Raw genomic sequence first — 13,276 nt, 5'->3', positions numbered from 1 at the left:
CTGGTGCGGTGGAAAGTATGGGGTAGGGTCAATGTAAAAGTCCATATCCCAGGTCTTATATACAATCAGTTAGATCTACTTCTTTTTAGAGATCTTTGAAATGAAGAAGCCTTGCATTTGAGCACTAGGAATAACTCGGATCGCTCGTGCGGATTCCTGATGAAATCTATTTCCGCTCCATTTTACTATCCCTCTTGTAGTGAATCTCGAAAACTCCTTGAACGAATCGGAATTAACCAGATCGATCTTTTCGATACGCGCATTTTTTCGCTGTTCTACCAGATGTGTCACAACACCCTCATTTTCCTCTGGTTCGAGAGTACAGGTCGAATAAATAAGTTCTCCACCTGGTTTTAATGTATCAAAAGCGGAAGTGATGAGTTGTTTTTGTAGTGAACTCATATGTTTGATCTTTTTAATATTCCAGAAACGTAAGGGTTTATCTCCTCGTAGATATACTAAGCCTTCCCCACTACATGGAGCGTCTAGTAGAACTTTGTCGAAGTGGTCTGGTAGGGCTTTGCCTATGAACCGAGCATCTTTCTCGGTCACTTGAGTATGTTTTACGCCAAATTGAGAAAGTACTGCTCTGAGTTTTCCTGCCCGTCTGTGATCCTCTTCATTTGCTATCATCTCCACCTCATTGCCTGTTAGTGCTGCTATCATCGAAGTCTTACTTCCCGGTGCAGCAGTCATATCTAGTATCTTCTCTCCGGGTTGTGGGTCGAGGACTATCACGGGTAACATACTGGATAGATTCTGGATATAGAATAAACCTCTGTCATATTCTTGCATTCTGCCTAACTCTGACTTATCCATGTTACTGACAATATAGGTGTTGGGAGACCAATCGACCTCGATAAGGTCTAGACCAGCATCGATCAGATGCTGTTTGATCTTTTGAGGATCTTCTAAAAGGTTGTTGAGTCTGATTGTACTAACATTCCTTTGACCAAAGAATGATTTAACCAGCTTCTTATCCACCAGTAGTATACTTGCCATGCGTGAAAGAAATATATCCTCTTTCGTAAAGAACTTCTCATCATTCTTGAACTTTGATCGTTGTGCCTGACGGCGACCACGAGGTTTTCTAGGTTTGCTCATAATTCTCCTTGAATATACTTGATAATTGATGAAACGACCACACCTGCTGTATCAGTTCGTAGGATATTACTCCTCAAATTCACAAAATGGAATCCATGATCTTTAAAATACTCGATCTCACTACTATGCCAGCCACGAGGTGGTCCGATAGCGATCAGATGGGGTTTGTCTATAGAAATAGCCTCAGATAAACGAATTGTGTTGACTGGTTCGGTGCTCAGACAGATCTTGTTCGTGGTATTGAATTGTGACCAATCGATTTTATCAAGAGACATGATCTCTGATATATCTGTAGGTGTATCGGTCATTGATTGCTTGGACGAATCTGCAATGGTGGCGTTTATTAGTTTCTGTAGATCGTTTACTGGTTTGTCGTAATATGTATCTAAAGGTATCAAAAATTCCACACCTAATTCTATGCAACCCTCGAGGATCCTAGAAAACCTGTTTTGGGGTTCTGGAATTGATTGTAACAAAACAATTGGTAATGTAGTGTCATCTTTGGATCTATCGCAGATCAGAAGCCTTACATTCCCTGATTCCCAGCGAAATTGACCAATAAACGTTCCTGATAAGCTTTTTACAATGACTGTATCAGGAAGTTCAAAATCGAGTTCAGATATATTCTCACGATCTTTCTGTGAGATATCAACTAACTCGCCAGGTTGTACTTTTCTTCTGATATTTAGGGTCAGTTCTCCCATGGGATGCCGATGATCATTTGATATGTGTGATTATACGACTTCCTTGCCATAAATGCTTGGATATTATAGATTATTAATGGGGGAAAACCCTATTATTTGTCATCGAAAGCACAATGCAGTCACAATCACATAGTACAAAGGCTACAACGGATACAGCAGTTGGAACATTGGGAGCTATGAACACTTCTGACACATCCACAATTCAAGGAAAAAAGCCAAAGAACCTTTTCAAAAGAGTCTTCGGTGATAAACGTGTCAATCTGATCATGCTTTTGGTGGCCTTGATCGTGCTTCTAATTGGATCAGGAGCATACTATTTCACCTCCAGGTTTATTGCTGATCCTATAGGGGTGAGGATAACAAATGTAACCTCGAATTCCGCAACTGTGACTTGGGTGACAAAAAATCCACAAAAAGCAGTAGGATTAGCTGTACCAGAAGCTGAAGGTTTAAAGGAACTGATTGTAGGGAATATCGATGGCTCTATAAAGGGGTATGATGATAGGGATTACACTAAAGCTGAATTGGACTTAGCTAAGGCAAATGCAGAAATTGCTTCTGATGGAGAGATCTCTGGAAAGCAGATCGAACAAGATGTCGAAGTTACAGAGCTAGGTGCATATTATACTCACCATGTGACATTTAGGGGTTTGGATTCTGAGACGAATTACACAATTTATATTGGTGATGGAACAACTTTTAGATTATTATCAAATGAGGAACAAACAGCATTCACAACATTACCCCAGTTGGATGAATTAATCACTCCTGACCCGATCTATGGGAAAGTATTTGATCGCACTGATGATATTCCTACACCCGTACCCTTGGAGGATGGAATTTTCTACTACTATCTAGAAAATAGCTCAGGTGAGCGAACTAGTAGTTATGTGTCAACTCCCTTAGCCAAAAATGGATCATGGTATCTGGACATCACCTCTTTACGTGTACCTGATGGTGGGTACCTTTTAGAAACCTATTCCGAAGAGGAGATCTTTGATTTCAAGAGAGTTGGAGAGGTACGAAGTCAAGACGGCGAACTCTACAGAACTGAGGTACCCCCATATGAAGATGCTCCAGCGAGGGATTTTGTGCTGATCGAAGAGTACAGGGTAATTGAAGAAAATCTCTTACAATCATTCATGTCGTTTGTTTCATTTGAAAGCTTTGCTGGTTGGACTGTCACTTGTGAATCAAAGTGTTACGAAGCATCACAATCGGATATGGACTCGTTTAATGGTTATTGTGCAACAAATGGATGTGATGGTGAACAAAGGTGGCGAAGTGAGGCTTGTGCTTCAGGTGCTGCAAGCACATGTGGTGGTGGGGGTGGCGGCGGAACTACACCACAAGAACCTGATACTGGCGGTACCCTACCAGGAGCACAATGTGCTAATGGTGTGTGTGGACCAAGCGAGTTAAGGTGTTGGGATGACCCAAACGCCAGTGGCTGTGAATGGAGGAGATGTATTGGAGGCGGTTGGGTAGATGCACCGGATCAATGCAAAAATTCTGACTATGGTACGAATGAGAATAAGGGCATAGGTGATCTATGTGTGATTGGAAAGCAGTTCCCATTGGAAGGTGGTTGCGACGGGTATGGGGATCTAATGTGTATTGATTGTTTTGGTGTTGGTAAATGTGGTTATGACATTGGAGTATGTCAGACTCCACCGGTAGGTTCGGATCAAGTAGAATGCGATATTAATACTAACGATTGTCCATCAGGATATTATTGTTATAAAGCGAATCCTAATTCAAATGCCGTTTGTAAGCCAGTAAACATCCCTTTATGTTCAGATAATGAGTATCCTTCACCAACTGGTTCTGATAATACTTGTACAATTGAGGATATAACCAATCAGGATGATAGATGTTATTATCTTGGGTGTCAGTTATTGTGCGAAGATAACGATGATATAAAATTCTGTACTAAGGACGAAAAATGTGAATGTACCAGTGCAACAGTTCTAGACAGCACATCTCCACCAAATCAATCACCAAATCAATCACCAAATCAATCACCAAATCAATCACCAAATCAATCACCAAATCAATCACCAAATCAATCACCAAATCAATCACCAAATCAATCACCAAATCAATCACCAAATCAATCACCAAATCAATCAAAAGGTCTTTACGCAATATGTTTTGGAGACTGTGATTATAACCTAACTTGTGTTGGAAGTAGTTCTAGTAATCCAGGAATTTGTTTGAGAACCCTAGACAGCGATTGCTTTTCATATAAGGAATGTTCGTCTAAAATATGTGATCTTTCTACCACTCCCGGAAAATGTGTCGGCACCCCAATAGTAGCTGGTGACGATTGTCCATATAGTGAGGGTCAACAGATTAGCAATAATGATGGAGTTCTATGGTGTATTGGAGGTACGTGGGTATCACTTATTGGTTTGGATGATCGATGTCTCGTTGATTCTGGTTGCCGATGTAAGGACGTAGGGGAAGGATTTTGGAATGGGGCTCCGATCGAGGTACCTATAGGCAAATTTTGTAAGGATACTATTGGTACCCATCTTGTGAAGGGTAGGCCGATTATTTTCCCAGGAGATAAATGTACAGAGGATGATTGTTGGTGTGAAGGTGGTTTAAGAACATCAAATGGTATGGGTGGGAATTCGACGTATACTGACAGTTGGGAGATCCACATAGATCAAATTTGTCCTACCCAAACATTCGCAACTTGTTATGCTTCCAACGTCGGGGAGTTTTGCGATGTCTCAGGTGAAAAAACATGCCAAGAATACATACGTTTGGATCCGGACTCTGATTACTGTGATTGTCCTCGTGGAGATTTTAGTTATGAAGCCCTTTCTGAAAATTGTAAGGAGAGTTTGAACGATTATGTATACCGCAACTATTGTAATTCATCAATAATATATTCGTGTGAGAAAACTAGGACACCTAGCGCTCAAAATTCTACTCTTGGGCCACCAACTAGATCGGTTTATTTCAGTAAGCTCCAAGATTTAGTAACCACAGTCAACGCACAGGAAGAGATCATCCTGTCTCCTACAAATGGTCTTTATTCAATCTCTACTTCGGGACGATACTGTACTGACGTTGCAGGTGTAGGTTATTGTTTTGAGCTCGAGAATGGTAGGCAATACGATCTATACATTGACAATAATGAGAACAACATTTTGGATGAGGGTGATATTCTACTAGAGGATGAAGGAGTAAGTCTAAGGTTAGAGGAGAAATATTCGCTTGAATATTTGAACATAACCTCTGGGTTGAATCTAATTCACTTGGATCGAATATCTGAAGATTACACAACTGCATTTGAGTTCATTTCTTACCTCAATACGAATTTTTCAAAGGGTTTTTTTTCACTTGCAGCTTTTGATTCAGGCTCATGGAGCATCGTCGGAATGCGTGAAGACGGCTCTCTCTATGGATCCGAAGATTTTCAGTTGATTCCAGGAAGAGGTTACCTTCTAAAATCGAATCATGATTATCTAATTGGTCTACGAGGTCTACAGGTTGTCGACTCTGTTCCTATCTCCCTCTCTCCAGGCTGGAATCTTGTCGGTATCGCTGGTTCTGAAACATTGTATACCGCTGAATCCTGGATCGATTCACTCAATTCAAATACTTTCGTGGTAGATAATGTCTCACGGTGGTCCTCTGACAAAGGTCGGTATGACGGATTACAGAAAGAGCAGGATGAAAATGGTCTATATCAAGTATATGGATTTGACTTTCCGATAATTGCGAGTAGTGGATACTTCGTACGTGTATTGCAAGGGCAAGGTACATGGACTCCTGATCCATAATTTCATTTATGTTCAGATCATAATGTGATGATCATAAAACCCCTGAGGTTCTAAATTTTCAGGGGTTCTTGTCTTTTTGCACCTCAGACTCAAGGGCTACTCTCTGTCAGTTTCCTAAGTTCTTTGACCCTGCAATACTTTTACAGAATATTCAGTTTGTTGATCAAGAGGAAAGTCGGATCCGTAAGTTTCAGAACCAGTTTTTTGAAAACCTTCATACCGACCTTTTTCGGTAGGCCAACGTGTTACATTATCTGCGGTGAAGTCGATTGGGTCACATATATTGATAAAATTTATCATAGACTCCGCTGTATAGTCGACAGTACCAGTTCCATAAAGACTGATCAAGTTCCAACTCGGTTCTAAAATAGATTGTTTATCATCAGAATCGCTCTCGTATCTTACAGCCTTGCTTGTTCCTTAGATCTTAACATTTGTGTTAGATTTCAAAATGTATCCTATCCCAGGGGTTTTGACCTTAGTCACCCAAGATAGTGTAACTGATTTATCCGTAATGTTTGTTACAAGAACGTTCTTAGGTATCTATGCCCATAAACAGTAGCCCCAATATGTGACTGGTAAAATTATTAGTGATCCAATCAACATGGACACAAAAATTTTTACTCATGCGTTAAATCAAAGATATTCTATGACTATATGAATATTAAGATACAGCCTTTATCTCAATTTACTCATTCAGTGCTCGCCAGCAGATCTCAATAATAATGGTCATGAAAACAATTACTTTCTGTATTCTAATCAGTATCGAATTGCAGTCTATGAATTAACTGCTGAAATATCATTGGCTGGAAAAGATCTACATATGTACTTTCTTGTATGTTGGTTCCGTTTAATGTACATTTATAGTACATAATGTATGATATATCAAAAGAATGTTCAAACAAAAAAGATACGCTTTTATAGCTTTCGTTGTATCTGTTCTGATCATTGGCATCCTAACATACTGCATTTGGGGAAGTGCTCCGAAGAATGTTTTAGTATCCAATGTGACCGATAGATCTGTCACTATATCATGGGTCACCAAGGCTAAAACCCCTGGTGTGGCACTGTTGCTATCTGAGAGTGCACCATCTATCAAACTCCTACAGACGGGAGGTGTGCCAGGGTATGATGATCGCGATCACTCAGCTGCTGAAATTGCTTTGGCCAATAAGAATCGTAAAAAAGCTACTAACACTGATAATGGATCTGGACTGTCTGTGGATAGTATAGAAACAGAGGTCAAGGTTACGAAGAAAGGTAGATATTATGTTCATCATGTTACAGTCACAGATCTCGACCCCAGTACAAGTTATTCGATCATGGTAGGTAATGGATGGTTCTTCAGGGGGGTGAGGGATGCCATAACCAGAAAGACGGCTGTGACAACATTTACACAAAGAGAGACGTTAGCTACCCCTTATCCTGCATACGGTCAGGTAGTAGCGATAGATGGTCAATTATCCGATGAAGGCGTGGTGTATTTGATATTGAGGCATGCTGATGGTACAGATGCTCAGATACTTTCTTCTGCGGTAAATCCAAACAATGGCACATTCTATTTTGATCTCTCTAATGCACTCTCATCTGATGGAGAGTATTTAGGGGAGGTAACAGAAGCACTGACTGAGGAGGTATGGGTGGAGGCAGGTCCGAATGGCAGACTAATGCCAATGACAGTTCTAACTGGTCAAGATGCACCTATGAATCTTATGCAGCTATATGATGTTACAGAATTGTTTGACTATGAAGCACTCTCGACCGATGGGATGTCCAGTCTGTTGACTGATCAGGTATATGCTGAGGACTCATGTGACCCTTGTTGCCCCGCATTATTTGGAGAGTGTTTTGATGGAGATGGTGATAATCTTAGTGACGACAGAAGATTATTATGTATAGATGGTGTCACAATTGCACAAGGGGGATTCCGTATAGATGATTCATATTGTATCGGTACCGCTGATCCCAGTAATACCGATGAACCTGATGTCCAAACATCAAATCTCCCAAATGATGATAGTGGATCTCCTCCTCCTGTGATACCTAATGATTGTTACGAGAATGGAATTCAGGTGGATTGTGGTAAGGGAGCTTGGTGTGAAGCTGGCACAGACGATGGTTTTTATTCATGTCACTGTCCTGGCGGGCAGTATCCAAATGGTTCTTGGTATTATCCTTTCGTTGTTCACAAGAGCGAAGGCTCAACGACATGTCCTGATTCACCCAATAACGGTTCGATCTCGCCCCAGGAACTTCCTGATGATGCACAGAATTGTGGTGGAAGAAACTGTTGGGGATCATTCGGAGCTTGTGTCAATTATAAAAGTATGGCTGGAGGAGAGTGCGTTGATCTCAGTACAACTGGGTGTCGAGATGAAGTTGTTGGATATCCGAGTGGTGCCTGTTGGAAACCTCCACAAGAGACTTCTACAAATGTGAAGCCGTGTGGGGGTGGAAAAAGATGCACAAAACCGAGTAGTTGCGATGGGATGAGCACGGATGATCCATGGATGTGGGATTGTGAGACAGGAACTGAATGTGATAACAATACAGATGGTAATACATACTGTGGATCCCCAAGAGACCCTAATGCAGCTCCAGCTACCCCTGAATCCGCTGATTCATCAGCATCCGAATTGAGTAGGCTCTTTGCCAGTTTAAAGTTTCAGATATCAGCTCAAGTCCCGGAAAGTAGTCAGAACGTTCTATACGATCCACAATCTGGTCAGTATTTCGTATATATTAACGGTGAATATCAATTCCAGTACCAAGGGGTTACATACACAGTATTATTACCAGAAGAAGGGAAATCGTACTCCATCTTCCTTGATAATAATTTAAATGGCATTTTAGATCCAGGAGAGACGACTCTATCCGAAGATGCCTCGTTGCTAAATCTCGAACTAGTTGCTGATGTGGTGACATATTCGCTAAAGGCGGGGTTGAACTTCGTTTCATTTCCGATGGTATTGGTTGGAGAGAATACCGCCTCCACATTACTTGCAGGCCTAAATGAGAGGTATGATAATGCCTTTTATTCGATCTCAAAGTTCAGAAGTACTTGGAATGTGGTTGGTGAGAATGGAGGTCAATATAATGTGAATGATTTCCAGATCGTTCCAGGTCAAGGATATATCCTTAAGTCCAAGATCAATTTGGACATAGAACTAACTGGTAAACAGGTAATATATGAATCGGAGGGTGACTCAGCACCGATATACCTGACACCAGGTTGGAATCTTGTTGGGCTCTATGGGACTGGCACCAAAGCGTATACTGCGGAATCGATGATTGACTCCGTGAATCTTTACGAACCCATCGACTTCAACGCAGATAATGTTACCCGTTGGCCAATCGAGAAGGGTCGGTATGAGGGTTTCCAGAAAACAGGCTCAGAGACTTTTGGATTCGATTTTCCTCTTGATCAACAGACTGCATATTTTGTAAGAGTATTACAGGGTCAAGGGAATTGGGAACCTGAAAGAAAGTAGCTCTTGAGTCTGAGGTACAACAAAGCAATTACCCCGGAAGTTTACAAAGCTTCCGGGGTTTATTATTAGGACGGTATAAGTTGAACACCCAAACACATATATTCATCAGCTAAAGATGTGGATCTGAAGTACTCCATTTAGAAAGACATATAAATATAGCTTACATTAACCGCGGATCTTTGTTCTACACATCATCGGGTTACTTTTGATATGATATAAATGGGACAGTACGATCTCCAAGTTTAAATAATGCACCCAAATGAATACTTCTTATCAGATATCAATGGAAAAGCTAAGAATTCGAACAGTCTTACAGCTCGTTGTAGTCGTGATTGGGTTTTTGTTACTCTGTCTGTTATGTATTACAGCTATCCAAAGACGTGTGAGTATAGATGCTGTTTATATCACAAATACAACGGATTCTTCGGTAACATTGCTATTTACACAGAGCTTACCTCACCCAATTTCGGTAAGTGTAGTGGGTCTTGATCGCACATCATATGAGATAGATTGGGCAGACACAAATGATCTGCAAGGAAATATCCCTTGGTTGTCAGATCTTTTTTCACAGGGGAATCATGTTAAAACCGTCACACTTTCTAATTTGATTGACGATCATCAATATCAGGTAAACCTCTCCTGGGGACCATTTAACGTGTATTCACGCACTGTAGATGTACATACTGCTCGAACACCATCTTCTATAGCTGTTCCCTCTCCTATATATGGCAAGATCAACACTGACAGACCAACAACAGCTGCTGTTATAGCCAAGCGTGTCTCAACAGAGGGTGTAGAAAGTGCATTTACATCCTCAATATTGACTGAGCAAGGCACTTATCTTGTAGATACTTCGTTACTACAACAGAAAGACTCTTTAGAACAGTTCAAAACAGATCACGAGGATACTATTGAAATGATCATACTATACTCAGATGATAGAACCGGAGAGATCTATGAAGAAAAGGTAAGCGTAGATTACTTGGAGGCAACACCACTAGGTGATATCACGCTGAGATATCAACACTTGATATTAAGCACCTACGATGAAAAGCTCAGCCTGATAAATTTTCCACAAGATCCCGGATCTGATGACGAAAATAAAATACATAACTTAAATTCTACAGAAAATACGAGACTCTCATCTCAAAGACTCTTAATGTCTAGTATTTTTGCCAGAACAACTGGAGAGGATGGTACAGGCACAGATAAGGATAACCCTTTTACCCAAGGTGGCGGTGGGACATATATATGTGAATTAGGTGAAACAGAGGATCGTGAAGAATCCGACGGAACAGTCTATCGGAGAGAATGTATAGTTGATAGTAGATTGAACCTTGTTTGGTCAAGTTGGTGGAAGGTACAAGATCAGAATGCAGACCCTTCTATGGGTGAAGATGAGTGTTCGATAGGACAACCTGACAGAGAGAGAGTTGAACCTTCTCAGAAGTGTATCAGTAGTTGCGAGAGGAGTGCTGTAACTGGTTTGAATTATTGGGGTGTATGGGAGTGTTCACCAACCAAAGAAGCCTATATAGAGTGCGAATTAGGCGATGTTGAGGAAAAAATCGAGGGATCGAATCAATGCACCAGAGAGTGTATCTCTGTAGGGGTAGACAAGATCTGGAGTGAGTGGCGATGTAACGGGAAGGGTGATTGTGTTGAAGGTGAGGTTAAGTCTTCCCAGTCTGTTAGCGCACTCAATCATCCTCAGTTATGCACACAAACCTGCATAATGGTAGGCTCGGACCTAGGACACCAATACTGGGTATGGGGAGAGGAGGAGTGTGTAGATATTGAATCCCCACTAAGTAGCTGTGCAGACCGAACAACCCAATTAAGTTGCTCTATCACAGACGGGTGCGTATGGAATGGTAGGTGTATTGCAGAAGGTCAAGACAATGATAACCTCCAAAATACCGGAGGTGGTAATCAGTCTGTATGTCTTGGATCTCCTCCGGGTTATTATTGCGAATCTGACACCATTGTCGCCTGTGGAGATAATAACACAAGTACAGTTTATCAACGTTGTGAGGGTGGGTGCATACAGACAACACATAATTCAGCAGTCTGTGCTGATGTAAATATCGTATCTGGAGATTTCACTGGAGGTTCTTGGGATGAGTTCCTCTCAAATTATGATACTAGCGATGTGAATAACGTTATTGTAGATGCAACGAATTACATACCTAAATATGGAAATTATCCATATTGTGTTCTAAATGACGGACACCTGAGATACATTTCTCAAGGATCGTCGGTGCCTGGATCTGATGAGTCACAGATATCACATAAGAACGGCTATAATGCAATAGATATTGTATGTACTGTTGGAGAACCATTGTCGAATATGTTCGAGGTGGTTGGCAACAGTTGCAGTGCATCTTGTCTGCAAGGTTTGGGGTGTGCTGTAAGTTACTCAGTTACAAGTCAAGATGGTTCCATATCAACTGTTCGTTCATCACATACAAATGCATCTTATGAAGATGATCCATCTTCGTGTAATCCTGATGAATGTACATCTGAGAAGATGTGTAGTGATAAAGGTTTAGTTTGCGGACAAACTGGTACAATAGGAGCACATTTAGATTTTAGTGTAGGAGGAGATTCAATAGGGCATCCATGTGACTACATAATCGGTGGTTGTTTCGAGTGTAATAACCCTCCTCAACCTATTGGGATTGCTTCTGAACCTGAATCCTCCACGGGATCCTTTCTAAAATTACTCCGACAGAAGGTGTATAGTCTTGTGGGACTCATCAACCCTCGTGTGGAGTTACAAGGAGATGTGGTTGCAGCTGAAGAAACAATTGAAGATGATGCTCAGCCTGAAAAGTATGAGCCTGGAGTCTATGTGATACAAGCTGGCAATGTTACGACCAAGACAGTAGTGATCATAAATGAAACATATCCATACCTATTTTATGATTATGATAAGGATGGGATACAGGATGAAGATGAACCACCGCTAACGTTCTCAGAGGCAAATGCGATCAAACTGGACCTGGAGAAAACTGCAAGTACGATCTTAGAGTATAACTTCAGTAAAGGTTTCAATTTCATCTCGATCCCACTATTACTACAACAATCAGATACACCTACAACAAATATCAAAACAGCCTCAGACTTGATCAAAGAATTGGTATACCAAGGTGTTGAGGTCGTTGAGGTTGCTGTTTACAGGGGTGGATTCAGAATATATAAGGAAAATGTCAATAAGGAAGGTTTGGTTGTAGGGTATGGTGAAGATTTTGATCTGATTCCGGGAGAAGGGATAATCATAAAAGTATTAAATGATCGCAAAGCCTATCTTTATGGTAGAAAACCTCTATCTGCTTTACCTATAGATCTTGTCACTTCGTGGAATCTTGTAGGGTTATACAAAGGGGAAGGAGTAGAATGGTCATCGACAGATGTTTTAACAGATATCAACGATGCAGGGATCGTAAGTGATCTTATGTCAGAATACAAGAATGGTAGATATAACAGCTATGTTGTAGAAGATGGAAGCGAGTATGGTTTTCCCTTTGATATCGATGAGAAGAAAGCCTATTGGGTAAGGGTGCGAGATGATCCCGGGGTTTATGAACCAGAATGATACAGTCCGATACAGTCCGATACAGTCCTACTATCATTGTTTTTATTAGAATCCTAATATCTGAAGTTAGAGAATGTTGATCATATGTATATGTTTTGAAACATCTTTGAAATATCGCATTTGCGAGATGTATTAAGTGGATGTATCATGAAAATATAATATAGACGGAAATATCAATATGGACAATCAAATACCCGCAGTTTTCTGGATGGTAGTGATCTCCGGTTTATCTATCCTCTTAGGAATGATCCTCTACTATCTTGCCATGATCCTCAGGGAAGCAACAAACACAATGTCAGAGGTGACAAAGACTGTGCAAAAATCTAATGTTCTATTAGATGATGCCGCTGAGGTGGTTTCGGTTGCGAAAACATCTGCAAAGAAGCTAGAAGAAACAGTTGATGAGGTCAATAAAGCGATCATTGTACCTGTTCGGAGTATCGGTTCTGTGCTACATACAGTTAGTGGCTTTATTGAGGGGTTCCGAGACAACTCGGAATGATCCATCTCAATAAACCTTTCATCAGTCTATCGTATAGGTTCGGACGAACCAGTGAATATATCTTTTGACGCAGATCG

General features: G+C 40.9%; 7 protein-coding genes. 4 read left to right on the top strand and 3 right to left on the bottom strand.

Features of this window, described 5'->3' with window-relative positions; genetic code table 11:
- Window positions 1-75: 75 nt before the first annotated feature.
- Window positions 76-1,104 (bottom strand): RsmB/NOP family class I SAM-dependent RNA methyltransferase, encoded by a 1,029-nt coding sequence (locus H6763_02940; protein MCB9803762.1) that lies wholly within the window; start codon window positions 1,102-1,104, stop codon window positions 76-78.
- Window positions 1,101-1,808 carry an RNA methyltransferase gene (locus H6763_02935; GenBank protein ID MCB9803761.1) on the bottom strand — a complete coding sequence of 236 codons (708 nt, stop codon included), beginning with the start codon at window positions 1,806-1,808 and terminating at the stop codon, window positions 1,101-1,103. The genes H6763_02940 and H6763_02935 overlap by 4 nt, the downstream gene beginning before the upstream one ends.
- 113 nt (window positions 1,809-1,921) lie before the next feature.
- On the opposite strand from H6763_02935, the gene H6763_02930 reads away from it, so the two are divergent.
- Complete coding sequence (locus tag H6763_02930) at window positions 1,922-5,608, top strand: hypothetical protein (protein MCB9803760.1); 3,687 nt, start codon at window positions 1,922-1,924, stop codon at window positions 5,606-5,608.
- Between the two features lie 114 nt (window positions 5,609-5,722).
- Here the strand turns inward: H6763_02930 and H6763_02925 are convergent, their stop codons facing one another.
- Complete coding sequence (locus tag H6763_02925; protein ID MCB9803759.1) at window positions 5,723-5,908, bottom strand: hypothetical protein; 186 nt, start codon at window positions 5,906-5,908, stop codon at window positions 5,723-5,725.
- Window positions 5,909-6,501: 593 nt separating this feature from the next.
- Between H6763_02925 and H6763_02920 the strand changes: the two genes are divergently transcribed.
- The 3 genes from H6763_02920 (at window position 6,502) to H6763_02910 (ending at window position 13,199) form a co-directional block, all read left to right on the top strand.
- A complete protein-coding gene (locus H6763_02920) occupies window positions 6,502-9,099 on the top strand; it encodes a fibronectin type III domain-containing protein (protein ID MCB9803758.1) in 2,598 nt (865 codons plus the stop codon).
- A 283-nt stretch (window positions 9,100-9,382) separates the two neighbouring features.
- Entirely contained in the window at window positions 9,383-12,697 is a 3,315-nt protein-coding gene (locus tag H6763_02915) for a hypothetical protein (GenBank protein ID MCB9803757.1), read from the top strand.
- 178 nt (window positions 12,698-12,875) lie between these two features.
- On the top strand, window positions 12,876-13,199 hold the full coding sequence (locus H6763_02910) for a hypothetical protein (protein ID MCB9803756.1): 324 nt from the start codon (window positions 12,876-12,878) through the stop codon (window positions 13,197-13,199).
- Window positions 13,200-13,276 lie beyond the last annotated feature (77 nt).

This window comes from Candidatus Nomurabacteria bacterium, assembly GCA_020632395.1.
Classification (GTDB): domain Bacteria; phylum Patescibacteriota; class Dojkabacteria; order SC72; family JAHDCA01; genus JACKFQ01.
The sequence above is the reverse complement of the archived record's forward strand: the minus strand, read 5'-3'. Positions and strand labels throughout refer to the sequence as shown.